The sequence below is a fragment of the Stenotrophomonas sp. CS3K5 genome (assembly GCF_059515225.1).
The window spans coordinates 52,590-76,530 of sequence record NZ_JCAKRX010000017.1 but is presented as its reverse complement, the minus strand read 5'-3'; the positions used below and the strand labels follow the sequence as shown (position 1 = coordinate 76,530).

At 67.6% G+C, this 23,941-nt stretch carries 24 protein-coding genes; 13 read left to right on the top strand and 11 right to left on the bottom strand.

Going from position 1 to position 23,941, the window contains the following annotated elements:
- Positions 1–46: 46 nt before the first annotated feature.
- Positions 47–733 (top strand): MliC family protein, encoded by a 687-nt coding sequence (locus AC5YGJ_RS19605; RefSeq protein WP_496187487.1) that lies wholly within the window; start codon positions 47–49, stop codon positions 731–733.
- Positions 734–782: 49 nt separating this feature from the next.
- On the opposite strand, the gene AC5YGJ_RS19600 is transcribed toward AC5YGJ_RS19605, so the two are convergent.
- From AC5YGJ_RS19600 to AC5YGJ_RS19575, 6 genes are all read right to left on the bottom strand, one after another.
- Positions 783–1,223 carry a hypothetical protein gene (locus AC5YGJ_RS19600; protein ID WP_496187486.1) on the bottom strand — a complete coding sequence of 147 codons (441 nt, stop codon included), beginning with the start codon at positions 1,221–1,223 and terminating at the stop codon, positions 783–785.
- On the bottom strand, positions 1,213–1,779 hold the full coding sequence (gene yeiP / locus AC5YGJ_RS19595) for an elongation factor P-like protein YeiP (protein ID WP_005409468.1): 567 nt from the start codon (positions 1,777–1,779) through the stop codon (positions 1,213–1,215). Before yeiP ends, AC5YGJ_RS19600 begins: the two co-directional genes overlap by 11 nt.
- 48 nt (positions 1,780–1,827) lie before the next feature.
- Positions 1,828–2,598, bottom strand: coding sequence for an SDR family oxidoreductase (locus tag AC5YGJ_RS19590; protein ID WP_496187485.1), 771 nt, complete (start codon positions 2,596–2,598; stop codon positions 1,828–1,830).
- Between the two features lie 101 nt (positions 2,599–2,699).
- A complete protein-coding gene (locus AC5YGJ_RS19585) occupies positions 2,700–3,596 on the bottom strand; it encodes a hydroxymethylglutaryl-CoA lyase (RefSeq protein WP_496187484.1) in 897 nt (298 codons plus the stop codon).
- Positions 3,593–3,994, bottom strand: coding sequence for a VOC family protein (locus tag AC5YGJ_RS19580; protein ID WP_496187483.1), 402 nt, complete (start codon positions 3,992–3,994; stop codon positions 3,593–3,595). The genes AC5YGJ_RS19585 and AC5YGJ_RS19580 overlap by 4 nt, the downstream gene beginning before the upstream one ends.
- A 2-nt stretch (positions 3,995–3,996) precedes the next feature.
- A complete protein-coding gene (locus AC5YGJ_RS19575) occupies positions 3,997–4,785 on the bottom strand; it encodes an enoyl-CoA hydratase-related protein (RefSeq protein WP_309336824.1) in 789 nt (262 codons plus the stop codon).
- Between the two features lie 119 nt (positions 4,786–4,904).
- Between AC5YGJ_RS19575 and AC5YGJ_RS19570 the strand changes: the two genes are divergently transcribed.
- From AC5YGJ_RS19570 to AC5YGJ_RS19560, 3 genes are read left to right on the top strand one after another with little or no spacing between them, the layout of a single operon-like run.
- On the top strand, positions 4,905–5,159 hold the full coding sequence (locus AC5YGJ_RS19570) for a FeoA family protein (RefSeq protein ID WP_496187482.1): 255 nt from the start codon (positions 4,905–4,907) through the stop codon (positions 5,157–5,159).
- Entirely contained in the window at positions 5,156–7,021 is a 1,866-nt protein-coding gene (gene feoB / locus AC5YGJ_RS19565) for a ferrous iron transporter B (protein WP_496187481.1), read from the top strand. The genes AC5YGJ_RS19570 and feoB overlap by 4 nt, the downstream gene beginning before the upstream one ends.
- Positions 7,021–7,266 carry a DUF6587 family protein gene (locus AC5YGJ_RS19560; RefSeq protein ID WP_496187480.1) on the top strand — a complete coding sequence of 82 codons (246 nt, stop codon included), beginning with the start codon at positions 7,021–7,023 and terminating at the stop codon, positions 7,264–7,266. The genes feoB and AC5YGJ_RS19560 overlap by 1 nt, the downstream gene beginning before the upstream one ends.
- Positions 7,267–7,312: 46 nt before the next feature.
- On the opposite strand, the gene AC5YGJ_RS19555 is transcribed toward AC5YGJ_RS19560, so the two are convergent.
- The 4 genes from AC5YGJ_RS19555 to AC5YGJ_RS19540 all read right to left on the bottom strand — a co-directional run bounded on the left by AC5YGJ_RS19555 (position 7,313) and on the right by AC5YGJ_RS19540 (position 9,688).
- Positions 7,313–7,774, bottom strand: coding sequence for a DUF4304 domain-containing protein (locus AC5YGJ_RS19555; protein ID WP_107232450.1), 462 nt, complete (start codon positions 7,772–7,774; stop codon positions 7,313–7,315).
- A gap of 116 nt (positions 7,775–7,890) precedes the next feature.
- Positions 7,891–8,472, bottom strand: a complete 582-nt coding sequence (locus AC5YGJ_RS19550; RefSeq protein ID WP_496187479.1) for an NAD(P)H-dependent oxidoreductase — start codon at positions 8,470–8,472, stop codon at positions 7,891–7,893.
- 54 nt (positions 8,473–8,526) lie between these two features.
- Positions 8,527–8,922 (bottom strand): MerR family transcriptional regulator, encoded by a 396-nt coding sequence (locus tag AC5YGJ_RS19545; RefSeq protein WP_249844135.1) that lies wholly within the window; start codon positions 8,920–8,922, stop codon positions 8,527–8,529.
- A gap of 4 nt (positions 8,923–8,926) precedes the next feature.
- Positions 8,927–9,688: a 3-oxoacyl-ACP reductase gene (locus AC5YGJ_RS19540; protein WP_496187478.1), complete on the bottom strand. Its 762-nt coding sequence runs from the start codon at positions 9,686–9,688 to the stop codon at positions 8,927–8,929.
- A gap of 90 nt (positions 9,689–9,778) precedes the next feature.
- Between AC5YGJ_RS19540 and dapB the strand changes: the two genes are divergently transcribed.
- The 6 genes from dapB to recJ all read left to right on the top strand — a co-directional run bounded on the left by dapB (position 9,779) and on the right by recJ (position 18,620).
- Complete coding sequence (gene dapB / locus AC5YGJ_RS19535) at positions 9,779–10,498, top strand: 4-hydroxy-tetrahydrodipicolinate reductase (RefSeq protein WP_496187477.1); 720 nt, start codon at positions 9,779–9,781, stop codon at positions 10,496–10,498.
- Positions 10,499–10,850: 352 nt separating this feature from the next.
- The gene (gene carA, locus AC5YGJ_RS19530; protein WP_496187476.1) at positions 10,851–11,978 is read left to right on the top strand and encodes a glutamine-hydrolyzing carbamoyl-phosphate synthase small subunit; all 1,128 of its coding nucleotides are present in this window, start codon (positions 10,851–10,853) and stop codon (positions 11,976–11,978) included.
- A gap of 150 nt (positions 11,979–12,128) precedes the next feature.
- Positions 12,129–15,371, top strand: a complete 3,243-nt coding sequence (gene carB, locus AC5YGJ_RS19525; protein ID WP_496187475.1) for a carbamoyl-phosphate synthase large subunit — start codon at positions 12,129–12,131, stop codon at positions 15,369–15,371.
- 8 nt (positions 15,372–15,379) lie between these two features.
- The gene (gene greA, locus AC5YGJ_RS19520; protein WP_170272484.1) at positions 15,380–15,844 is read left to right on the top strand and encodes a transcription elongation factor GreA; all 465 of its coding nucleotides are present in this window, start codon (positions 15,380–15,382) and stop codon (positions 15,842–15,844) included.
- 3 nt (positions 15,845–15,847) lie between these two features.
- Positions 15,848–16,765, top strand: coding sequence for a phosphoglycerate mutase (locus AC5YGJ_RS19515; RefSeq protein WP_496187474.1), 918 nt, complete (start codon positions 15,848–15,850; stop codon positions 16,763–16,765).
- Positions 16,766–16,862: 97 nt separating this feature from the next.
- Positions 16,863–18,620 (top strand): single-stranded-DNA-specific exonuclease RecJ, encoded by a 1,758-nt coding sequence (gene recJ / locus AC5YGJ_RS19510; protein ID WP_496187473.1) that lies wholly within the window; start codon positions 16,863–16,865, stop codon positions 18,618–18,620.
- A 48-nt stretch (positions 18,621–18,668) separates the two neighbouring features.
- On the opposite strand, the gene AC5YGJ_RS19505 is transcribed toward recJ, so the two are convergent.
- On the bottom strand, positions 18,669–19,715 hold the full coding sequence (locus AC5YGJ_RS19505) for a DUF1176 domain-containing protein (RefSeq protein ID WP_496187472.1): 1,047 nt from the start codon (positions 19,713–19,715) through the stop codon (positions 18,669–18,671).
- Positions 19,716–19,932: 217 nt separating this feature from the next.
- On the opposite strand from AC5YGJ_RS19505, the gene AC5YGJ_RS19500 reads away from it, so the two are divergent.
- Genes AC5YGJ_RS19500 through AC5YGJ_RS19490 form a run of 3 tightly spaced genes read left to right on the top strand, consistent with a single transcriptional unit; the run spans position 19,933 to position 23,937 of the window.
- Entirely contained in the window at positions 19,933–22,176 is a 2,244-nt protein-coding gene (locus AC5YGJ_RS19500; RefSeq protein WP_496187471.1) for a type VI secretion system Vgr family protein, read from the top strand.
- Between the two features lie 19 nt (positions 22,177–22,195).
- Positions 22,196–23,812: a hypothetical protein gene (locus AC5YGJ_RS19495; protein ID WP_496187470.1), complete on the top strand. Its 1,617-nt coding sequence runs from the start codon at positions 22,196–22,198 to the stop codon at positions 23,810–23,812.
- On the top strand, positions 23,809–23,937 hold the full coding sequence (locus tag AC5YGJ_RS19490; protein ID WP_006441023.1) for a hypothetical protein: 129 nt from the start codon (positions 23,809–23,811) through the stop codon (positions 23,935–23,937). The genes AC5YGJ_RS19495 and AC5YGJ_RS19490 overlap by 4 nt, the downstream gene beginning before the upstream one ends.
- Positions 23,938–23,941 lie beyond the last annotated feature (4 nt).

Below are 23,941 nucleotides of genomic sequence, written 5' to 3'. Positions count from 1 at the left end.
GATGGTAGGGTCGGGCTTCCCTGTAGTGTCGACAAGGAGTCGAGCCATGCGTGTAGTTCCCGGTCTGTTGGCCGCTTCCCTCGGCCTGGCGCTGGCTGCCTGCCAGCCGCCGTCGTCTCCTGCCACGGGCGGTGATGCGGCTGCACCGGCAACGCCACAGCCCAGCGCCGCGAGCGGCGGTGGCAGCCAGACCATTTACCAGTGCGGTGACCTGAGCGTGCGCGCCACCTTCAATGGCGAGGACGCAGCCACGGTGGTGATCGGTGATCGCACGTTGGCGATGACCCCCGAGCGTGCTGCGTCGGGTGCGAAGTACGCTGACCGCCAGGGCAACAGCTTCTGGACCCAGGGCAGCGATGATGGCCTGCTCAGCCTGAAGGGCGAGCCGGACCGCGAATGCCATGCAGTGGAGGCGACAGAAGGCGATGGCAGTGCCGGCGCTGCCGCCTTCCGTGCCACCGGCAATGAGCCGGGCTGGCTGGCGGTCGTCGACGGCGACACGCCGGGGCTGCAGGTCGAAGTCGATTATGGCGAGCGCCGCTTCGACGTGGCCGCGCCCACCGCAGGTGCAGACGGCTGGAGTGGCAAGGCGGCTGACGGCACCGACGTCAAGCTCAGCTTCCAGCGCACCACCTGCCAGGACGACATGAGTGGCGAAGCCTTCGAGGCCAAGGCGATGCTGACGGTGGGGACCCGCCAGTACCATGGCTGCGGCAATTTCGGCGCGAAGTAACGCGTGCTTCCGACCCTGCGCTCGCCGGGCGTGGCCCGGCGTTCTTGGCTCAGCCCTCGCAGGGCTTCAGGTCCAGCTCGAACACCAGGTCGTAGCGGCCGTTGATCGCGATCAGTGCCTGGCGGACCACACAGTCGTCGCGATGCCGCGCGACCAGATCGGTGAAGATCTTCTCGCGGCCTTCGCAGTACTCGGCATTGGCCACTTCCAGCTCACGGCGGCGCTCGTCGTCGTAGGGTTCCTCGCCGGCAAAGTGCTGGCAGGTGTTTTCGCGCGCGAGGAAGGCCTGCACATCGCTGGGCATCTGGCAGTAGATGCGCACGTCGTCGGCGTCATACACGTCGGCAGGAACCGGGCAGTCGACAGCGGGGGGCGGCCCGGCTGTGGGTGCGGCGTTCGGCGCGACGTCGGCGGCGTTGACCGCTGCCTGCGGCGAGCACGCCGCAAGCAGGGACAGGCAACCGATCAGCGCCAGGCGCTTAGTCGGCACGGCCGGCGAATTCGCCGGTGGCGGTGTTCACCAGGACGCGCTCGCCGTTGACGATGTACTCCGGAACCATGATCTCGATACCGGTGTTGAGCTTGGCCGGCTTCGGGCGCTTGGTGGCGGTGCCGCCCTTCAGTTCCGGCGGGGTCTCGATCACTTCCAGCACCACCGAGGCCGGCAGCTGGATCGCCACCGGCTGCTCGTCGATCACCTGGACGTAGATGCCGGTCAGGCCGTCGGTGATGTAGCCGGCGTCGTCGCCGATCACGTCCGCATCCAGGGTGTAGGGGGTGTAGTCCTCGTCATCGAGGAACACGAACGCGTCGCCATCCTTGTACGAATAGGTGGACTGGCGGCGCAGCAGTTCGACTTCGACCAGATTGTCGTCGGCATCGAAGCTGGCATCGAGCTTGTTGCCGCCCGGCACGCTGTACATGATGAAGCGGAAGCGGACGTTGCCGCCGCGACCTTGCGGCGAGCTGCGCTCGATGTCGCGGATCTGGTAGACGCCGTTGTTGTACTCGACGACGTTGCCCTTCTTGATGTCGTTGGCTTTCATGGTGATCTGGCTGGTTGGGGGAGGGCGCCGTCCCGGCGCCCGGGGGAATCACTTCGGAGCGAGGCGGGTAGCGCCGTCCAGGCGGATGGTCTCGCCGTTGAGATAGGTGTTGCCGAGGATGAAGCCGACCAGGCTGGCGAAGTCTTCCGGCTTGCCCAGACGCGACGGGAACGGGATCGAGGCGGCCAGCGACTGCTGCACGGCCTCGGGCATGCCGTCGACCATCGGCGTCCAGAACACGCCCGGTGCGATCGTATTGACGCGGATGCCGAAGCGCGACAGTTCGCGTGCCATCGGCAGCGTCATCGACACCACGCCGCCCTTGCTGGCGGCATAAGCGGCCTGGCCGATCTGGCCTTCGTAGGCGGCGATGCTGGCGGTGTTGATGATCACCCCGCGCTCGCCATCGGTGCCCGCCTCGTTGTGCTGCATGCGGTTGGCTGCGGCCTTGGCGACGTTGAAGCTGCCGACCAGATTGACCATCACCGTGCCCTGGAAACCGGCCAGCGGCATCGGGCCTTCCTTGCCCAGCACACGACCGGCGCCGAGGATGCCGGCACAGTTCATCGCCACGTTCAGGCCACCGAGAAAATCGTGGGCCTGGTCGATGGCCGTAGCAACCGCCGCCTCATCGCTGACGTTGACGTTGAAATAGCGGGCATTGTCGGCGCCCAGTGCGGCAACGGCGGCAGCGCCCTTGTCATCGTTGAGGTCGAACAGGGCCACCTTGCCGCCCTGGGCGACGAGGTGCTGGGCCACGGCCAGGCCGAGGCCGGAGACGCCGCCAGTGATCACGGCACGTACGGAAGACAGCTGCATTGAACGGTCCTGCAGGTTCGAGAACCGCCGATTCTAACGGAAGCGGCGACCGTCGCCGTTGTGCACTGCGCCGCCCCGGCGGGAGCGGCGCAGTGGGGTGTTCAGCAGGCCGCCGCGAGCGCCTGGCCGGTGCGGCTGGCGGTAGCGCGGCCCAGCAGGCCGGCCAGCCAGCGGCCGGTCTCGGCCAGCGCCGGCAGGTCCACGCCGCTGTCCAGGCCCAGCCCCTGCAGCAGATAGACCACGTCTTCGCTGGCAACGTTGCCGCTGGCGCCCTTGGCATACGGGCAGCCACCGGCACCGGATACCGCGCTGTCGACCACGCGCACACCTTCTTCCAGGCAGCTGGCGATGTTGGCGATGGCCTGGCCGTAGGTGTCGTGGAAGTGCACGGCCAGCGCCGTCATCGGAATCTCGGCGGCCACCGCCTGCAGCATCGCCCGCGCCTTGCGCGGGGTGCCGACGCCGATGGTGTCGCCCAGCGAGATTTCATAACAGCCCATCTGGTACAGGGCGCGCGCCACGCGCACCACGTCGGCCAGCGGTACTTCGCCCTGGTAGGGGCAGCCGAGCACGGTGGAGACGTAGCCGCGCACGCGCACGCCATCGGCGGCGGCGCGACGCAGGATCGGCTCGAAGCGGGCCAGTGACTCGTCGATGCCGGCATTGGTGTTGGTGCGGTTGAACGCTTCGGAGGCCGCGGTAAACACCGCCACTTCCTCCACGCCCACCGCACGGGCACGGTCGTAACCCTGTTCGTTCGGCACCAGCACCGGGTAGTGGATGCCGGGCCGGCGCTGGATGCCGGCATAGACCTCGGCGGCATCGGCCAGCTGCGGAACCCACTTCGGGCTGACGAAGCTGGTCGCTTCGATGCTGCGCAGGCCGGTGGCCGACAGCCGGTTGATCAGTTCGATCTTGTCGGCGGTGGCCACCGACTGCTTTTCGTTCTGCAGGCCGTCACGCGGGCCGACCTCGACGATGCGTACGTAGTCGCTCATGCCGCCACCTCGCCGGCGGGGCGGTGGCAGACCGCCTCGATGTTGTTGCCGTCCGGGTCGAGCACGAAGGCGCCGTAGTAGTCCGGGTGGTACCACGGGCGCAGGCCCGGGGCGCCGTTGTCGCGGCCACCGGCGGCGAGCGCGGCGGCGTGGAAGGCATTCACCTGGGCGCGGCTGGCGCAGGCGAAGGCCACGTGCACGCCCTGGCTGGCGGTGCCGCCATTGCCGAGCCAGAAGAACGGCTTGCCGTCGCTGCCGAAGCCGATGTGATCGTGGGCGCCGGTCTGCTCGGCGGTCACTTCCATCACCACGCCGATCTGCAGCGGCGCCAGCGCCTGCAGGAAAAAGGCCTTGCTGCGCGCCAGGTCGGCGCTGGTCAAACCAAGATGATCGAGCATGTTCAGGCTTCCGTGACCCAATGGGGCGCGCGCTTGTCGAGGAAGGCGCCCAGGCCTTCCTGGCCCTCGGCGGACACCCGCAGGCGCGCGATCAGGGCGGCATTATCCCGATCCAGCGCGTCACGGTCATGGCTGTCGCGCACCTGCCGGACCAGTTGCTTGGCCGTGGACGAGGCGATCGGGCCGGCCTTGTCGAGCAGCGCCAACTGGCGTTCCAGGGCTTCGTCCAGGCGCTCGGGCTCGACCAGCTGGTGGACCAGACCGATGCGCAGGGCCGTTTCGGCATCGAAGTGCTCGCCGGTGGCGAACCAGCGACGGGCCTGGCGCGGGCCGATGGCCTCGATCACGTAGGGCGAGATCACCGCCGGCAGCAGGCCCAGGCGGCTCTCGGTCAGGCCGAAGCGGGCCGAGGCGCTGGCAATGGCGATGTCGCAGCAGGCGACCAGACCAACGCCGCCACCGAAGGCGGCGCCATGGACCCGGGCCAGGGTCGGCTTGGGCAGCTCGTCCAGGGTGCGCATCAGCCGGGCCAGGGCCAGCGAGTCCTCGCGGTTGTCGGCCTCGCTGGCGGCGGCCATGCCGCGCATCCACTGCATGTCGGCGCCGGCGGAGAAGGAGGCGCCTTGGCCGGCCACCACTACCGCGCGCACCGCATCATCGCGCCCGGCGGCCTCCAGGGCGGCGGTCAGCCGGGCGATCAGGCCGGCGTCAAAGGCATTGTGCAGCTCCGGCCGGTTCAGCCAGAGGGTGAGGACGGCGCCGCTGCGCTCGATCTGCAAAGCATCGTTCATGGGATTCCAGGGTCACTCCATACCTGTATGGATCATAGCGGGCCATTGGTCATGGGCCATGACGCGACGCGGGAATGTTAGAATCGAGAACCATTTACATCCAGCAGAGATTACGCTAGATGACGCTGTCCGAACTGCCGCTGCACACCTCGGCCGTGGTCGAGTCCGTGCAGGACCTGCATGCCAACGATGCCATTGCCCGTCGCCTGCGCGAGCTGGGTTTCGTCCAGGGCGAGGAAGTGCGCCTGGTGGCCAAGGGTCCGGTGGGAGGGGAGCCGCTGCTGGTGCAGGTCGGCTTCACCCGGTTCGCACTGCGGATCAGTGAAGCCAAGCGCGTCGTGATCGACGCCGCCAGCCAGGAACGACGTGCATGACCGCCACTGCCTCCACCGCCCCCCTGCGCGTCGCGCTGGTCGGTAACCCGAATAGTGGCAAGACCGCGCTGTTCAACCAGCTGACCGGCAGCCGGCAGAAGGTCGCCAACTACACCGGCGTCACCGTCGAGCGCAAGGAAGGCCGCCTGCGTGCGCCGTCCGGCCGCGAATTTGCCGTGCTCGACCTGCCGGGCGCCTACAGCCTGCAGCCGGCCAGCCTGGACGAGGCGATCACCCGCGACCTGTGCCGCGGTTTCTACCCGGGCGAAGCGGCGCCGGACGTGCTGCTGTGCGTGATCGATGCCACCAACCTGCGCCTGCACCTGCGCTTTGCGCTGGAACTGCGTGAGCTGGGCAAGCCGATGGTGGTGGCGCTGAACATGGTTGACGCGGCCCAGCGCCGCGGTATCCAGGTGGACGTGGCTGCGCTGGAGCGCGAGCTGGGCGTGCCGGTGGTGGAAACCGTGGCGGTGCGCAAGCAGGGTGCCAAGGCCCTGGTCGGGCGCCTGGACGCGATGGTGCCGCACCTGGACGCGCCGGTGCCGGGCCCGGAAGGCGGCATCGACTACCACGCCAAGGTGCGCCAGATCCTGTCGGTGGCCGTGCGCATGCCGGCGCGTACCGCCAAGATCGATGATGCGCTGGATCGCTGGCTGCTGCATCCGGTGTTCGGCCTGATCAGCCTGGCGGTGGTGATGTTCCTGATCTTCCAGGCGGTGTACGCCTGGGCCACCCCGCTGATGGACGGTATCGAGGCTGGCTTTGCCTGGCTCGGCCAGTTCGTCGGCAGCGTGCTGCCGGAAGGGCCGCTGGCCAGCCTGCTGACCGACGGCATCATCGCCGGCGTCGGTGGCGTGGTGGTGTTCCTGCCGCAGATCCTGATCCTGTTCTTCTTCATCCTGGTGCTGGAGGAATCCGGTTACCTGCCGCGCGCGGCGTTCCTGCTGGACCGCATGATGGCGGCCGCCGGCCTGTCCGGCCGCTCGTTCATCCCGCTGCTGTCCAGCTTCGCCTGTGCAGTGCCGGGCATCATGTCCACCCGCAGCATCCAGGATCCGCGTGACCGCCTGGCTACGATCCTGGTGGCGCCGCTGATGACCTGCTCGGCGCGTTTGCCAGTGTATGCACTGCTGATCGGCGCGTTCATCCCGCAGAAGACGGTGTGGGGCGTGTTCAACCAGCAGGGCCTGGTGCTGTTCGGCCTGTACGCCGCCGGCATCCTCAGCGCGCTGGCAATGTCGTGGATCATGAAGAAGTGGCGCCGCGACAAGAGCGAGCACCCGCTGATGCTGGAGCTGCCGTCGTACCGCCTGCCGCACGTGCGCGACCTGGCGGTGGGCCTGTACGAGCGCGGCATGATCTTCCTCAAGCGCGTCGGCGGCATCATCCTGGCGCTGACCATCCTGCTGTGGGTGCTGCTGTCGTTCCCGACGGCCCCGGCCGGCGCCACCATGCCCGCGATCGATTACAGCTACGCCGGCCAGATCGGCCATGCGATGGCAGTGTTCTTCGCGCCGCTGGGCTTCAACTGGCAGATCTGCATCGCGCTGATCCCGGGCTTGGCCGCGCGCGAAGTGGCGGTGGCCTCGCTGGCCACGGTGTATGCCCTGTCGGCGGCCGATGACGATGCCGCCAGCCAGGCACTGACCCCGCTGATCAGCGATGGCTGGTCGCTGGCCACCGCGCTGTCGCTGCTGGTCTGGTACATCTACGCGCCGATGTGCATCTCGACGCTGGCCACCATCAAGCGCGAGACCAATTCGTGGAAGCAGATGGGTTTTGCCGCGTTCTACCTGTTCGCGGCGGCCTATGTGGCAGCGCTGATCACCTACCAGGTGACCGTGGCGCTGGGAGGCGGCTGATGGACGTGGGGCTGCTGCTGCAGTACCTGATCATCGCGGTGGCCGTGCTGGTCAGTGCCTGGGTGGTGTTGAAGAAGCAGTTCCCGGGCACTGTGCGCAAGCTGCGCGGTGCACTGGCGCTGGCGCTGTTGAAGCCGGGCCGCGCGGCCTGGATGCAGGCGCTGGGGCGCAAGGTCGCACCGCCGGCCAGCGGCGGTGGTGGCGCCTGCGGTGGCTGCGACAGCTGCGGCCCCACCAAGAAGTAGCGTCGAGCTTGCTCGACTGCTTCGATCCGCCGAGGGCCGCTCGGGTTCAGACCTCTCTGCGGATGATCGCCCGGAAGCTCCCGTCCTGATTCAACCGGCGCACCGCTTCGCGGTTGCCGTGGGTTGCCGCGAAGCCGGCCACGTCGGCCAGGGCATCGAGCAGCAGGCATTTCATCGCGTCACGATTGCCCGCCTCGAGCAGGTCATCAAGATCCTGCTGGGTGAAGCGCCGGCGCAACCCTGGCGTCTCTTCGATCCGCCAATCGACATGGGGCGTGGGAATGCTGGTGCGGTACCGGAAGGCGTTCTCCAGATCGCAAGGCTCAAGCGGGTGTTCAAGCAGCTCTGCAAAGTAGAGCCCGGCATTGACGTAGAAACCTCGGCTCTCGCTGGCACGCTGGTGATTGATCACCAGCGAGGCGCCTTCCAGCAGCCGGTAGCGGGTGGTGGAGGTTCCGGCAAAGCCTGTCTTCTTCGCGCATTTACTGAAAACAGTTGCGGATTTCATGGGCTGTGCCTGCGCCGGGAGAGGGGCTCCCACCCTTGAGGCGCGGTGATTCCAGGTCAATTGGCAAAAGCGACACATGAGCCGGGGCCGGCATTCCAGCCACGCATGGCGTGGATCTACCGGGCCCGTGCGCCGAGTTCTGCCGCCAGCGCCAGCCACGTTGCGCGTTGTGCGGGCGTGCTGCTGCGTACCGCGCCAAGCCGGCTGATCGTCACCGGGCGGATGCCGCAGAACGCCAGGATCGTGGCGCGGAGCTGGGCAATGCCCGGGTCGCGGTAGATCCAGCGGTAGTACCACGGTGGCGTGTCCAGCGTGGTGATCACGCGCGCGCTGCGCCCGGCCAGCAGCCGGTCCCACCACACCGAGCCGCGCCGGTAGCGGAAGGCGAAGCCCGGCAGCAGCACGCGATCGAAGAACCCCTTCAGCAGGGCCGGCATCGCGCCCCACCAGGTGGGATAGACCAGTACCAGATGGTCGCAGGCCAGGATCGCATCGGCAGCGTCCTGCAGGTCGGCTTCAAGTGGCTGGATCTGATGGTAGCCGTGACGCAGCACCGGGTCGAACTGAAGCTCGCCGAGTGCGATCAGGCGCACCCGGTGCCCCGCATTCTCGGCGGCGGTGGCGTAGCGCTGGGCGAGGGCGCCGCACAGGCTGTCACGATCGGGGTGGCCAAGCAGGATCAGGATGGAGCGGGACACGGCAACCTCGGCAATGGAAAGTGCGCGAGGGTGCGGTCTGCCCCTGGGGCAGAGTCAAACGCCGGTGGCGCAGCCGCTGGCGGCCACAACGCAGTCGCCGCTGCCGGAATGCAGCCACTGCCGTAGTTCATCGCTGACCTGCTGCAGGGCGAGGTCAACCTGCTCCAGTCGCGCCCGCTCGCCGGCAATGTGCTTGCGCTGTTGATCCAGCAAGGCCAGTACGGCCGGCCAGTCGAGTCGGCCGTCGGATGCTTGCAGGCGCGAGATCGCGGCCAGCGTGATGCCCAGCGCCAACGCCTGGCGAATCAACTGCACCCATGCCACGTCCTGTTCGCTGTAGTCGCGATAGCGGTTCACGCGCGGCACCGGCGGCAGCAATCCACGTGCCTCGTACAGGCGGATGGCTTTGGCACTGGCACCGGTCAGCCGGCTGACCTCGGAGATGCGCACCGGTTCAGTCCCTTACCAGACCGCCATCCACCACCAGGTTCTGGCCGGTCACCGCGCGTGACCACGGGCTGGCGAAGAACAGCGCGGCATCGGCGAACTCGGCCGGGGTGGTGACGCTGCGCAGTGGCGTGTTGGCGGCGATGTAGTCGAATACCGCTTCCGGCGTGGCGGCGCTGGCATCGGTGGTGCGCAGCAGGCCACCGGACAGCATGTTCACGGTGATCCCGTGCGGGCCGAGATCGCCGGCCAGGGTGCGGGTCAGCGACAGCAGCGCGGCCTTCGACGCGGTGTAGTCGTGGTAGGGCACCACCGGGTTCTGGAACAGGTTGGTGCCGATGTTGATGACGCGGCCGAAGCGCCGGGCCTGCATGCCGGGCAGGGCGGCCTGCACCGTGTTCAATGCACCGCGCACGCTGCCTTCGAACTGTGCCTGGAAGGCCGGCCAGCCGATGTCGGCAGCGCCGTCGCGGGCGTCACCATTGAACGAGAACGTGGCCAGCGCGTTGTTGACCACGGTGGTCACGCCCTGGCCGAAGTGGGCCAGCGCGTGCTGCAGCATCGAGTCCACCTGGGCGCGGTCGGCGATGTCAGCCTGCAGGGCGATGGCCTGCCCTCCCAGTTCGCTGGCCAGTGCGCGCGCGGCAGCCTCGCTGTGGCGGTAATTGATGATCACCCGTGCGCCCTGCGCGGCGAAGGCGCGGGCGATGTGCTGGCCGAGGCCGCGACCGGCGCCGGTGACCAGCACCAGCTGTTCGCTGATCTGCATGAGGGGGCTGCCATCCATTGCATGAAAGGGCATGCAGCGTAGCAGTGATGGCGCTTGCCGGAGCGGGCGTGCTGCCGCTAGCCTGCAGGCATGAACCAGACTCCCCTGCGATTGCTCATTCACGGCGCTTCCGGGCGCATGGGCCAGGCCCTGCTGCGGCTGGCCGCCGAACATCCCGACAGCCTGCAGATCGTCGCGGCGGTGACCGGCCGTGCGCCGGCCCAGCGCGTGGTCGATGGCGTGCCGTTCTTCGCGGCCAGCGAGCTGCCCGGTGCGCCGGCGTTCGACGTGGCGATCGACTTCAGCCTGCCCGAAGGCTTCGACCCGATGCTGGCGCTGTGCGTGGAGCGCGGCGCCGGCCTGGTTTCCGGCACCACCGGTATTTCCACGGCGCAGCGGCAGGCGCTGGACACGGCGGCGACGCAGATCGCGCTGGTCTGGGCCTCGAACTTCAGCCTGGGCGTGGCGGTGCTGGACGAGCTGGTCGAGCGCGCGGCGCAGGCGCTGGCCGGCTGGGACTGCGACATCGTCGAATCGCACCACACCCAGAAGAAGGACGCGCCGTCGGGCACCGCGCTGACCCTGGGCGCGGCCGCGCAGCGGGGCGGGGCGCAGCCGCACTACGCCAGTCTGCGTGCCGGCGACATCGTGGGTGAGCATCTGGTCCAGTTCACCGGCCCGGGCGAGCGCATCGAGCTGGTGCACCGGGCGAACAATCGCGACATCTTCGCCCGCGGCGCGCTGTTCGCCGCCCGTCAGCTGCGCGGGCGGGCCCCGGGCAGCTACCGGGTGCGCGATCTGCTGCAGTAACACGGTAGTGCCGGCCGCTGGCCGGCAGCCTCGGGGCGGCTGGGGCCGTTGGGATTGCCGGTCAGCGGCCGGCACTACCGTAGGACGAGGGTCGTTTTCCCTCAGGAAAAGGGATCCGACCCCGGCCAGGCCACTTTGCACACGCGGGCGTATTGAAATGAATGCGCAATCGCCTGTTCATGAAGCGCGATAACCGCTGGCGCGAGCGCCCCGGCAGCGCTACAATTCGCACTCGCCGAATCACCAAAGCCGGACCGGTCCTGTACCGTACGTCCGCGCTTTTTTGCAACCCGATTCCCGAGAAGCACAGGCGTGACTTCGGCACCCCCTCGGTAGCCAAAGTGAGATTTCCGTGACCCAAGCCGCAATCCTCGTCCTCGAAGACGGCACCGTATTCGAGGGCGAATCCGTAGGCGCGCCCGGCCTGTCCGTCGGTGAGGTGGTGTTCAACACCGCCATGACCGGTTACCAGGAAGTGCTGACCGACCCGTCCTACGCCCGGCAGATGGTCACGCTGACCTATCCGCATATCGGCAACACCGGCATGACCGACCAGGACAATGAAGCGTCCAAGGTGTGGTCGGCCGGCCTGATTGTGCGCGACGTGCCGCGCCGTCCCAGCAACTGGCGCAGCCAGGTGTCGCTGCAGGACTGGCTGATCCAGCGTGGCGTGGTCGCCATCGCCGGTATCGACACCCGCAAGCTGACCCGCATCCTGCGCGAGAAGGGCGCGCAGAACGGTGCGCTGATGGCCGGCGACATCGACGTGGAAAGGGCACTGGAAGCGGCCCGCAAGTTCCCGGGGCTGAAGGGCATGGATCTGGCCAAGGTCGTCACTACCGAGAAGACCTACACCTGGACCGAGGGCCAGCTGGACCTGGACGCCAATGCCTTCGTCAGCGTGCCGGCCCGGTTCAAGGTCGTGGCCTACGACTTCGGCGTGAAGACCAACATCCTGCGCATGCTGGCCGAGCGCGGCTGCGAAGTGACCGTGGTGCCGGCCCAGACGCCGGCCGCCGAAGTGCTGGCGCTGAAGCCGGACGGCGTGTTCCTGTCCAACGGCCCGGGTGACCCGGAACCGTGCGACTACGCCATCGAAGCGATCAAGACCTTCATCGATGTGAAGATCCCGACCTTCGGCATCTGCCTGGGCCACCAGCTGCTGGGCCTGGCCTCGGGCGCGAAGACCATGAAGATGGGCCACGGCCACCACGGTGCCAACCACCCGGTGCAGGACCTGGACAACGGCCGGGTGATGATCACCTCGCAGAACCACGGCTTCGCGATCGATGAAGCGACCCTGCCGGCCACCCTGCGCGTGACCCACCGCTCGCTGTTCGACGGTACCAACCAGGGCGTGGCCCGCACCGACGTGCCGGCATTCTCGTTCCAGGGCCACCCGGAAGCGTCGCCGGGCCCGACCGATGTCGGCCCGCTGTTCGACCGCTTCGTGGCGCTGATGGAGCAGGCCAAGGCGTGATCAGTACGCCGCCGGCCCGCCGGTGGCGTCGCGATGGACCGAAAGCCCCCGCATCGCTGCTGCCCCTGGCGCGGCGCTGCGGATCAAGATTCCTGATCGACAGCGTGCGATCACTCCCCCTTGTCACGCTGTACTGACTTAGAGAAGAAAATGCCCAAGCGCACTGACCTCAAGACCATCCTCATCATCGGTGCTGGCCCGATCGTCATCGGCCAGGCCTGCGAGTTCGACTACTCCGGCGCCCAGGCCTGCAAGGCCCTGCGCGACGAGGGTTACCGCGTGGTGCTGGTCAACAGCAACCCGGCCACGATCATGACCGACCCGGAGATGGCTGACGCCGTCTACATCGAGCCGATCAACTGGCAGACGGTCGAGAAGATCATCGCCAAGGAAAAGCCCGATGCGCTGCTGCCGACCATGGGTGGCCAGACCGCGCTGAACTGCGCGCTGGACCTGGCCGACCACGGCGTGCTGGAGAAGTACAACGTCGAGCTGATCGGTGCCAAGCGCGAAGCGATCCGCATGGCCGAAGACCGCGAGCTGTTCCGCGTGGCCATGGGTGAGATCGGCCTGGAATGCCCGACCGCCGCCGTCGCCCACACCCTGGACGAAGCGCTGGAGATCCAGACCCGGGTCGGCTACCCGACCATCATCCGCCCCAGCTTCACCCTGGGCGGCAGCGGTGGCGGCATCGCCTACAACCGCGAAGAGCTGGTGGAGATCGTCAGCCGCGGCCTGGAGCTGTCGCCGACCACCGAAGTGCTGGTGGAAGAGTCGGTGCTGGGCTGGAAGGAGTTCGAGATGGAAGTGGTCCGCGATACCGCGGACAACTGCATCATCGTCTGCTCGATCGAGAACCTGGACCCGATGGGCGTGCACACCGGTGACTCGATCACCGTCGCCCCGGCACAGACCCTGACCGACAAGGAATACCAGCGCCTGCGCGATGCCTCCATCGCCGTGCTGCGCAAGATCGGCGTGGATACCGGCGGCTCGAACGTGCAGTTCGGCATCAACCCGAAGACCGGCCGCGTGGTCGTGATCGAGATGAACCCGCGCGTGTCGCGTTCCTCGGCGCTGGCCTCCAAGGCCACCGGCTTCCCGATCGCCAAGGTCGCCGCCAAGCTGGCCGTGGGCTACACCCTGGACGAACTGAAGAACGAGATCACCGGCGGCCTGACCCCGGCCTCGTTCGAGCCGTCCATCGACTACGTGGTCACCAAGATTCCGCGCTTCGCCTTCGAGAAGTTCCCGGCGGCCGACGCGCGCCTGACTACCCAGATGAAGTCGGTGGGCGAGGTGATGGCGATGGGCCGTACCTTCCAGGAGTCGGTGCAGAAGGCGCTGCGTGGCCTGGAAACCGGCAAGGTCGGCTTCGATCCGACCGGCCTGGACCTGGGCAACGAAGAAGACCTGCAGACCCTGCGCCGCGAACTGAAGGCACCGGGTCCGGAGCGTCTGTTCTTCGTCGCCGATGCGTTCCGCGCCGGCATGAGCGTGGAAGAGATCTACGCACTGTCCTTCATCGATCACTGGTTCCTGGACCAGATCGAAGAGATCATCGCTGCCGAGGCTGACGTCGCTGCCGGTGGCATCGATGCGCTGGATGCTGCACGCCTGCGCAAGCTCAAGCGCGCCGGTTTCTCCGACGCCCGCCTGGCACAGCTGACCGGCACCAACGAAGCGGCCATCCGCGCGCTGCGCCGTGCGCACAAGGTGCGCCCGGTCTACAAGCGCGTGGACTCGTGCGCCGGTGAGTTCTCCACCGGTACCGCCTACCTGTACTCGACCTACGAGGACGAGTGCGAGGCCGCGCCGAGCAACCGCGACAAGATCATGATCCTCGGCGGTGGCCCGAACCGCATCGGCCAGGGCATCGAGTTCGACTACTGCTGCGTGCACGCGGCGCTGGCGCTGCGCGAGGATGGTTATGAAACCATCATGGTCAACTGCAACCCGGAAACCGTGTCGACCGACTACGACACCTCCGATCGCCTGTACTTCGAACCGCTGACCCTGGAAGACGTGCTGGAAATCGTCGAACTGGAACAGCCCAAGGGCGTGATCGTGCAGTACGGCGGCCAGACCCCGCTGAAGCTGGCGCGCGCGCTGGAAGCCAACGGCGTGCCGGTGATCGGCACCAGCCCGGACTCGATCGACCTGGCCGAAGACCGCGAGCGCTTCCAGCAGCTGGTCGACAAGCTCGGCCTGAAGCAGCCGCCGAACCGCATCGCCCGCAACGACCAGGAAGCCCTGCTGCTGGCCCGCGAGATCGGCTACCCGCTGGTGGTGCGCCCGAGCTACGTGCTGGGCGGCCGTGCGATGGAAATCGTCTACGGTGAATCCGACCTGGCCCGCTACGTGCGCGACGCGGTGAAGGTGTCCAACGATTCGCCGGTTCTGCTGGACCGCTTCCTCGACAACGCCGTCGAGTGTGACGTCGACATCATTGCCGACAAGGATGGCAACGTGCTGATCGGCGGCGTGATGGAGCACATCGAAGAGGCTGGCGTGCACTCGGGCGACTCGTCCTGCTCGCTGCCGCCGTACTCGCTGTCGGCCGAGACCCAGGCCGAGCTGCGTCGCCAGGTGGTGGAGCTGGCCAAGGCCCTGAACGTGGTCGGCCTGATGAACACCCAGTTCGCGATCCAGACCAGCGATGAAGGTGCCGACACCATCTACCTGCTGGAAGTGAACCCGCGTGCCTCGCGCACCGTGCCGTTCGTGTCCAAGGCCACCGGCATGGCGCTTGCCAAGATCGCTGCCCGCTGCATGGCCGGCAAGACCCTGGCCGAGCAGGGCGCGACCAAGGAAATCGTGCCGGACTACTACTCGGTGAAGGAAGCGATCTTCCCGTTCGCCAAGTTCCAGGGCGTCGATCCGATCCTCGGGCCGGAAATGCGCTCGACCGGGGAAGTGATGGGCGTGGGCCGTACCTTCAACGCCGCCTTCGCGCGGGCGCAGGAGGCCGGTGGTATCAAGACCCCGCCGATCGGCAAGGCCTTCGTGTCGGTGCGCGATCCGGACAAGAAGCGCGTGCTGCCGGTGGCCAAGGCGCTGCTGGCGCGTGGCTACAGCCTGGTCGCCACCCGTGGCACCGCCGCGTGGCTGCAGCAGCACGGCATGGACTGCGAGATCATCAACAAGGTGGTCGAAGGCCGTCCGCACATCGTCGACTCGATCAAGAACGGCGAGATCGTCTACATCGTCAACACGACCGAAGGTCGCTCGGCGATCAACGATTCGTTCTCGATCCGTCGCGAGGCGCTGCAGCATCGCGTCACCTACTCGACCACCATTGCCGGCGCCAAGGCGCTGGTGGATTCACTGGAATTCCGCGGCACCGGCCCCGTCTGGTCGCTGCAGGAGCTGCACAAGGAGTTGAATGCATGAGAGCCCCCATCACAATGAAGGGCGCGCAGAGGTTGCGCGATGAACTGGATCACCTGAAGTCGGTCAAGCGTCCGAAGGTCATTGCGGCCATCGCCGAGGCGCGCGAGCACGGTGACCTGAAGGAGAACGCCGAGTACCACGCTGCGCGCGAGGAACAGGGCTTCATCGAAGGCCGCATCAAGCAGCTGGAAGGCGAGCTGTCGCACGCCGAGATCATCGACGTGAGCAAGCTCAACGCCGGTTCGAAGGTGGTGTTCGGCGCCAGCGTGACCCTGGCCGACGTGGAAACCGACGAAGAGAAGAAGTACCAGATCGTCGGTGACCTGGAAGCGGACATCAAGCTGGGCCTGATCGCGATTTCCTCGCCGGTGGCGCGCGCGATGATCGGCAAGCTGGAAGGCGACTCGATCGTGATCGACGCCCCGGCCGGCCAGCGCGAGTACGAAATCGTCAGCGTCAGCTACGTGGACTGACGCGTGGCAACGGCGACCCTGCTGTTGCCGGCACGCAGCCGCTTTGCTGCGGCTGCGCTGCCGGATGATGTGGCACGCGCGCTCGGCCGTGCCACCACGCTGCAGGTCGCGCCGGGCGAACGCGCGCAGCTGACGCGCCATTTCACGGTCGCCGCGCCGCATTGGCCGGTGGCCGCGTTGACCCGCCAGCGCGACGTCGGCGACGCCGCCGGCGCCAGCTGGCTGCGCGCCGACCCGGCCTGCATGGTGCCGGACATGCACGGCGCACGGATGATGGCCTACGGCGAAACGCTGCGGCCAACGTTGGCCGACAGTCTGGCCCTGCTGCCGGTACTGCAGCCGCTGTTCGCCGACGCCGGTTTTGTGCTGGATGCGCCCGATCCCTCGCGGTGGTATCTGCGATTGCCGATCGATCTGGCGTTGCCGGATTTCGACAGCCCCGACGAAGTGCTGGGCGATGACCTGTTCTCGCACCTGCCCGAAGGCGAGGGCGGTCGTCGCTGGCGCGCGCTGATGACCGAAGCGCAGGTGCTGCTGCACAACCATTCCTGGAACCAGCAACGTGCCGCGCAGGGCCACCAGCCGATCAATTCGCTGTGGTTCTGGGGCGGTGGCGTGATGCCGGTGTCGGTCAGCACCGCGCACGCGCAGGTGCGCAGCCGCGACGCGCTGCTGCAGGGCCTGGCCCAGGCCGCAGGCGTTGCCGTCGATGGCGAGCAGGCGGTGGATGCCCTGGTCGACCTGCGCCAGCTGCGTTCATTGCAGCAGTTGGGCAGCGATGCGATCCGCCCGTTGCTGGCCGCGCTCAAGCGTGGCGAGCTGCAGCGGTTGGTGCTCGATTTCGAGGATGGCCTGCAGTTCCAGCTCGACCGTGGCCAGCGCTGGCAGTTCTGGAAGAAGCCGCGCCAGCTTCACGATTGAGCGCCGATTGGATCCGGTGGAGTCGACTGACAGTCGACTGCACCGGTCGGTTGCCGTGGCGGTATCATCGACGGGTCTTTCGTAACCGGCGATGCCGATGTCCCTTGCCGCCGAAGCTGTGCAGCCCGCCTCCGATACGCCGATGATCCGCCGCCGCGATGCAGTCGTGCCCGGTGCGTGGCCCGACGGCACGCTGCCACTGCTTGCACGCCTGTACGCCGCCCGCGGCGCGCACACCCCGGAACTGGCACTGCCCAAGCTGGGCAACCTGCATGCGCCGGAACTGCTGACCGGCATCGATGATGCAGTGGGACTGCTGATCGAGGCCATCGCCAATGACAAGCGCATCCTGGTGGTCGGTGATTTCGACTGCGATGGTGCCACCGCCTGTGCGGTGGGCGTGCGTGGCCTGCGCATGCTCGGTTCGCAGCATGTCTTCCACGCGGTGCCGAACCGCATGGTGCATGGCTACGGCCTGTCGCCATCGCTGGTGGAGGAGCTGGCCGCACTGCAGCCGGACCTGCTGGTCACCGTCGACCACGGCATCGCCTGCCATGCCGGCGTGACCGCGGCCAAGGCGCGCGGCTGGCAGGTGCTGGTCACCGACCATCATCTGCCCGGCCCACAGCTGCCGCCGGCCGACGTCATCGTTGATCCCAATCTGGACGGCGATGCCTTCCCCAGCAAGTCGCTGGCCGGTGTCGGCGTGATCTTCTACGTGTTGATGGCGCTGCGCCGGCAGATGCGCGAGGCCGGCGTCTTCGCCGATGGCAAGGGCCCAGACCTGACCACGTTGCTGGACCTGGTAGCGGTCGGCACCGTCGCCGACCTGGTGGCGCTGGACCCGAACAATCGTGCGCTGGTCAGTGCGGGCCTGCGCCGGCTGCGGGCAGGGCAGGGCTGTGTCGGCCTGCGCGCCCTGATCGAAGCCAGCGGCCGCGATGCTGCGCGACTGACCGCCACCGACATCGGCTTCGCGCTGGGGCCACGCCTGAATGCCGCCGGCCGGCTGGAAGACATGGCGCTGGGCATCGCGCTATTGCTGACCGAGGATCCGCGCCAGGCGCGCGAGATCGCGCAGACGCTGGAGCAGATCAATGCGGAACGCCGCGCGGTGCAGCAGTCGATGACCGACGATGCCGAGCAGGCGCTGACCCGTGTGGTGCTGGAGATGGCCGGGCAACGGCCGGTGGCGGCCTGCCTGTTCGATGCCGAGTGGCATCCGGGCGTGGTCGGACTGGTCGCGTCGAAAATGAAGGATCGCCTGCATCGGCCCGTCATCGCCTTCGCCCCGGCCGAACCCGGTGCCGACACCCTGCGTGGCTCCGCGCGGTCGATCCCTGGCCTGCATATCCGTGACGCACTGGCGTTGGTCGATGCACGCCATCCGGGCCTGATCGAACGCTTCGGCGGCCACGCCATGGCAGCCGGCCTCAGCCTGCGCGTGGATCACCTTGAAGGCTTCAAGGCGGCCTTCGTCGCCGTCGTGCTGGAAATGCTCGATCCGGCAGCACTTCAACAGCAGGTGCTCAGCGACGGCGAACTGGCGGCGGACGAACTGGACCATCGCCACGCTGATGCGCTGCGTCTGGCCGGTCCTTGGGGGCAGGGCTTCCCCGAGCCGCTGTTCGATGGCCATTTCGAAGTGGCCAACTGGCGCGTGCTGAAGGAGCGCCACCTCAAGCTGGAACTGCGCCTGCCGGGCGTGCCCGGCACGATCAACGCGATCCATTTCGGCGGCTGGGATGGCAATGCGCCGAGCCGCCACGTGCGTCTGGCCTACCGGCTGGCCTGCGATGACTATCGCGGTGGCAGCGCCATCCAGCTGATCGTCGAGCATTGCCTGCCGGCGTGAGCGGCTGCATTGCCTCGCGCATCGGCATGCGCGAGGCCGTTGTCAGGCTCAGTGCTGGATCCTGCTGACGACGGTGGGCATTTCCCATGCGCCACCGGCGGTCACCATCCGGCACAGGCCGGAGGTGGCTTCACTGGTGGCCACGAAGCGCTTGCCATCCCAGCCCCAGTCGGCGGTCCAGCCGCAATCGCCGAGGCCGCGACCCTTCTGCCAGGCGCTGATGGTGGAGCCGTCGTTGTCGGTCCCGGAGGTGGTCACCAGCACCGGCTGGAACGGCGCCTTGTCGTTGGCCACCCAGAAGCCGTAGCCCTCGTTGTAGGCAGCGCGCCAGCACAGCGTCGACACCAGCACCTTGTCCTTCGACAGGCGGGTGACACTCAGTTCCTGCGGCTCGCTGATCATCGGATCGCCCTCGGCGCTGATCGCGCTGCAGTCATCGCCCGGCGTCGCGCTGCGCAACGCAGCCCGCAGCGCAGACGACTGCTCCAGCGCGGCATCGCCGGCGCGCGTGGGTACCAGCTTGGCCAGCACCACCACCGGCACCGGCAGTGCCGGCAGCACCTTGCCTTCACTGGCGCTTCCCTTGCGCATCAGTGCGCCCGTGGTGCCAAGGCGGCCCTGGAATTCGTCCATCTTCAGCAGCACCGCCGAGGCGCCGCGGTCGGACAGCGTCCAGCGCTGCTGGCCGTTGCCGATCACCACGATGCGGCTGCTGCGGGTCAACGCGGCCAGCAGGGCATCGGTCTGTGCGGCGGAAAGCGTGGCGCCGCCGCCCTGCAGCTGCAAGCGGCCCAGATCCTTGCCGTTGATCTGCAGCTGCGCCTGCGCCTGCGCCGGGGGCCTCGGCGAGTCCTCGTCGTACTGGCCCAGCAGCAGCTGCGCGTCGACGCGCTGGCCGGGCCCGGCGGCGCGGGTCAGCAGGACCGACACTGGCGCTGCATCACCTTCGTCCTGCTGGTAGCCCGCCGCGCGACAGGTACGGGTGTTGTCGCAGGCCAGGGTCCAGTCGTGGTGGGTGAAGGGGAAGGGCGCCGAAGGGGCGGCAGCGGCCGGCAATGACGTGGCCAACAGGACACAGAGATACAGCGGGCGCATGACACATCCTTTTGAAAGCGGGCGCACATGGTGCGCCTCGGACGCCGTCCTGAACAGCCGTCACATACCCGCATATCTGTGATCAAGTTCGCACTCCCTTCAATTTTCTTAATCAATTCATCTCCTTATCCAGAGGCAGGTGCGTCAAAAAGCTGGCGCATGTCACAGGTCAATGGCAAAGTCGGGCCACGACCAACATGGGACGACGGAACGCCCGATGTACGCCGAATCACTGCTTCCCGGCGCCGCGCTGCAGCGCCTGCACCAGGACCGACGCCTGATCCGCGTCGAAACCGCCTTGGATCCGGACACGTTCCTGGTCAAGCGCTTCGAAGGAAGCGAGGCGGTGTCGAACCCGTTCACCTACCGCATCGACCTGCTCTCGATCCAGCCACGGCTGGAGCTGAAGCAGCTAGTCGGGCAGCCGCTGCGCCTGCAGCTGGGCGACGAGTTCGGCAGCCGCAGCGTGCACGGCTACGTGCGCGAGTTCGCCAGCACCGGCCAGCAGGCACAGTTCAGTGCGTATCGCGCCGAGCTGGCGCCGTGGTTCGCGTTCCTGGACTACACCTGTAACTGCCGCATCTTCCAGGACCGCACCGCGTTGCAGATCGTTGAAGAGGTGTTCGCCGGCTACGCGCAGCTGGCGAAGTTCCGTTACGACCTCAACGCCGGCAAGCTGGCGCCGTTGCCGTACTGCGTGCAGTACAACGAATCGGACTACGCCTTCGTCAGCCGCCTGCTCGAGGACGCCGGGCTGTACTACAGCTTCGTGCACGATGAAGAAGGCCACACGATGGTGATCAGCGACGATTCCACGTTGAGCACGGTGCATGGCGAGCCACGCCCGATTGCCTTCGTCTCCGATCAGGGCACGCTGGCCAGTACCGGCCTGCACCGCTGGGGCGCGCGACGCCGGGTCGGGCCGAGCGTGCAGACCCTGCGCAGTTTTGATTTCAAGCAGCCCAGCCAGGCGCTGGATGGCAATCAGGGCAACCAGGTGCCACTGGGCCTGCTGCCGCCGCTGGAGCAGTACCGCTACGATGGTGCAGCACGCTTCAGCAACAGCCGCATCGGTACCGCGCTGGCCAACGTACGCAATGAAGAGGTGACCTGGCCGACCAAGCTGTTCGAATGCGCCGGCAATGCCGGTGAGCTCGACGCCGGCGCCTGCTTCGAACTGGAGCGACACCCCGATTTCATCGGCCGCGACGATGCCGATCGCAGCTTCTTCGTGGTCAGCGTGCAGCGCGAAGGCCACAACAACTTCGCCGCCGATTTCGGCAGCGCCGAAGCGCCCAGTGTGGAAGTGCAGGCCGAAGTGCTGCGCCGGCGCATCCCGTACCGCCCGTTGCGGCGCACGCCGTGGCCGCGCATGCCGGGCCCGCAGACCGCCACTGTGGTCGGCCCGCCGGGTGAGGAGCTGCATGCCGACCGCTACGGACGGGTGAAAGTGCAGTTCCACTGGGATCGCCAGCTGGACCGCCGCGAAAACGCCTCGTGCTGGATCCGCAGCGCCAGCCCGTGGGCCGGCGCCGACATGGGCGGCGTGTCGCCACCGCGCGTCGGCCAGGAGGTGATCGTCGATTTCCTCGATGGTGACCCGGATCGCCCGATCATCACCGGGCGCGTCTACAACGAAGACAACATGCCGCCGTTCGGCATGGAAGTGAGCGGCCTGAAGTCGAAGACGGTCAAAGGCGCCGGCTGGAACGAGATCACCATGCACGATGGTGCCGGTGGCGAGCTGCTGAACATGCGCGCGCAGCGCGACATGGTCACCACCGTGCTCAACGACCAGAACGCCAGCATCCAGAACAACAAGTCGACCACGGTGGCGGTGAACCACACCATGGGCGTGGGCGCCAACCAGGACATCAGTGTCGGCGGCAACCGCGGCATCACCGTCACCGGCACCGATACGCTCGGCGTCACCGGTACCCGCACCACCAACGTGACCGGCGCGGTAACCGAGAAGTACGAGACCGGCCAAACAAAGACGATTGCTGCCGCCGGCTACACCGAGACCATTACCGGCGATTTCAAGACCACCCTGACCGGCAACTACACCAGCCAGCGCACCGGCACCTGGACCGAGACCGTCACCTCCACCTCCAGCCGCACCGTGGGTGGCCTGGTCACCGAAACGCTGCAGGCCGCCCGCGAAGTCACCATCACCGGGCAGGACAAGCGCAAGGTGCAGGGCAAGGTGGACGACAGCAATGTCGGCGAGCGGGTGATCGATGTCACCGGCAATTTCAGCCAGGACGCCAGCGGTACCCACAGCCAGGGCTCGGACGGCGCGATGAGCCTGGAATCGGCAGTCAAGCTCACCAGCAAGGTCGGCGGATCGGTCATCGAGATCACCGACAGCGCGATCAAGATCACCGCCGGGGGTTCGGAAGTGGTGATCGATGCCGGTGGTGTTTCGGTCAATGGCAGCGAGATCAAGCTCAACTGCTGAGCCGCACGGGAGACACACCATGCAGGACACCCCCATGCTGCGCGGCCTGAACGCATTGCGCGATGCCTGGCTGGAGGCCAGCGCCGACAGCAGCCGGCGTCTGCTGGTCTGGCGCTTGCCGGCCGCCGCCAGTCGGTTGCTGGCCGCGTTCTTTGAGATGCAGCGCCACGATGCCGGGCGCGATACACCGGACTACTTCCTGCGCATCGATACCGCCTACGAACTGGGCTTCCGCTACAGCCGGCAACTCAAGCAGGATCTGCTGGAGCGCTATGTGGCCAGCCAGGAGGATCTACGCGCGCAGCAGGTGCCGCTGGGCTGGCGCGGCCCGCATGAAGGGCATCCGGACAGCGCCCAAGGCGTGGTCGAGGTGCTGGAGAGTTTCATCGATCACCACGGCGAACACCTGCGCCTGCTGGCGGCGGTGCTGGAGCCGGAGCGCAGCGTGCCCGGCGAAGGTTTCGAGCGCTGGGTGGACGCCGCGCTGGCCGCCGGCCCCGGCCCGCGCCTGCGTCTGGTACTGGTGGATAGCGAGGAGGATCCGCGCTGGCAGTCGTTGCTGGAACGGCACGGCAGGATCGCGCGCGTGGTCAGTGCGCCGATCGACATGTTCGGCATTGCCCGCGATACCGCCGCGCAGTCTGGCGGTCGCGGCCCGGAAGTGCTGTACCGGCAGCTGCTGGCCGACCTGATGCTGTTGCTCGAACGCGGCAGCCCCTCCCAGGTCGTTGCCCGCGCAGAGCGCGCACAAGGGCTGGCGCAGCGGCAGGGCTGGCAGGACCAGCAGTCGGTGGTGCAGATGATGGTGGCCGGTGCATGGTTGAAGCACGGCGATCACGGCCAGGCGATCAACAGCTACCGGCAGGCGCGCAGTGCGGCCGAAGGTGCACGCATGAGCGGGAACCCGGCTGCGCCGGAACTGGTGATGCAGAGCTGGTTCGGCGAGGCCGGTTGCTGGTTGGCCGCCAAGCAGCCCGAGCGTGCCGCGCAGACCTACCTGCAGGCCTCGACGTCGGCGGCCAGCATTCCGCACCCGATGTTCGCGCTGGAGGGCCAGCGCATGGCCGGCTGGTGCCAGTTGCAGGCCGGACACCGCGAAGCGGCGCGCACCCAGTTGCTGGAGGCGATCCGCATCGCCAAGCCGCTGGCGCCGGCCGACCGCAAGGCCACCACGCTGCCGCAAGCGTTGTGGGACCTGTTGCAGCTGCAGGACGCGCGCCGCTGCGAATCGCTGCAGCAGGTGGCCGCCGATTACCTGCAGGCCAGTACCGGCCTGCTGGAAAAGGCCGATGCACAGGGCCGTGCGCTTGGCCCGCGACCCGCACGGCCGGCATTGGACGCCATCGACGCGGAGCTGGATGCGGCGCTGGAGCGTGGCTTCCACCGTGCCCAGCAGGAGCGCGAGCGGTTGATCCAGGGCGGCGACGAATTCTTCCGCAAGATCGTGGCCGTGGGCCGCGACTTTCTCGACCCGGGCTGGAACGGCCTGCCAGCCATCGAACACCCGCTCGATCACGAGATACCGGTGTGGAGCGAGCCGCCGGCGATGCAGCCGTTGCCCGATCCCAGTGGCCTGCTGCAGGCGTCCGTGGCGGCGCCGGCCGGGCCTGCCGTTACAGGAGTGGCTGTTGCATGAAGTCGAACAAGACCGTGGTGATGCTGGTGGCCATCGTGCTGGGCATCATCGTCGTGACCTGGATCAGCGCCGAGTACCGTGACGAAGTAAAGGCGTTCCTGCGCGCGTTGTTCCGCGCCTTGTAAAGCA

Bases quoted from the DNA above. Each gene is read 5' to 3' on its own strand.
- AC5YGJ_RS19540 (WP_496187478.1), bottom strand. From the start codon at position 9,688: ATGCAGATCAGCGAACAGCTGGTGCTGGTCACCGGCGCCGGTCGCGGC.
- dapB (WP_496187477.1), top strand. From the start codon at position 9,779: ATGAACCAGACTCCCCTGCGATTGCTCATTCACGGCGCTTCCGGGCGC.
- AC5YGJ_RS19505 (WP_496187472.1), bottom strand. From the start codon at position 19,715: ATGCGCCCGCTGTATCTCTGTGTCCTGTTGGCCACGTCATTGCCGGCC.
- AC5YGJ_RS19560 (WP_496187480.1), top strand. From the start codon at position 7,021: ATGGACGTGGGGCTGCTGCTGCAGTACCTGATCATCGCGGTGGCCGTG.
- yeiP (WP_005409468.1), bottom strand. From the start codon at position 1,779: ATGAAAGCCAACGACATCAAGAAGGGCAACGTCGTCGAGTACAACAAC.
- AC5YGJ_RS19500 (WP_496187471.1), top strand. From the start codon at position 19,933: ATGTACGCCGAATCACTGCTTCCCGGCGCCGCGCTGCAGCGCCTGCAC.
- AC5YGJ_RS19555 (WP_107232450.1), bottom strand. From the start codon at position 7,774: ATGAAATCCGCAACTGTTTTCAGTAAATGCGCGAAGAAGACAGGCTTT.
- AC5YGJ_RS19605 (WP_496187487.1), top strand. From the start codon at position 47: ATGCGTGTAGTTCCCGGTCTGTTGGCCGCTTCCCTCGGCCTGGCGCTG.
- feoB (WP_496187481.1), top strand. From the start codon at position 5,156: ATGACCGCCACTGCCTCCACCGCCCCCCTGCGCGTCGCGCTGGTCGGT.
- AC5YGJ_RS19575 (WP_309336824.1), bottom strand. From the start codon at position 4,785: ATGAACGATGCTTTGCAGATCGAGCGCAGCGGCGCCGTCCTCACCCTC.
- AC5YGJ_RS19590 (WP_496187485.1), bottom strand. From the start codon at position 2,598: ATGCAGCTGTCTTCCGTACGTGCCGTGATCACTGGCGGCGTCTCCGGC.
- AC5YGJ_RS19580 (WP_496187483.1), bottom strand. From the start codon at position 3,994: ATGCTCGATCATCTTGGTTTGACCAGCGCCGACCTGGCGCGCAGCAAG.
- AC5YGJ_RS19570 (WP_496187482.1), top strand. From the start codon at position 4,905: ATGACGCTGTCCGAACTGCCGCTGCACACCTCGGCCGTGGTCGAGTCC.
- AC5YGJ_RS19490 (WP_006441023.1), top strand. From the start codon at position 23,809: ATGAAGTCGAACAAGACCGTGGTGATGCTGGTGGCCATCGTGCTGGGC.
- carB (WP_496187475.1), top strand. From the start codon at position 12,129: ATGCCCAAGCGCACTGACCTCAAGACCATCCTCATCATCGGTGCTGGC.
- recJ (WP_496187473.1), top strand. From the start codon at position 16,863: ATGTCCCTTGCCGCCGAAGCTGTGCAGCCCGCCTCCGATACGCCGATG.
- AC5YGJ_RS19495 (WP_496187470.1), top strand. From the start codon at position 22,196: ATGCAGGACACCCCCATGCTGCGCGGCCTGAACGCATTGCGCGATGCC.
- AC5YGJ_RS19585 (WP_496187484.1), bottom strand. From the start codon at position 3,596: ATGAGCGACTACGTACGCATCGTCGAGGTCGGCCCGCGTGACGGCCTG.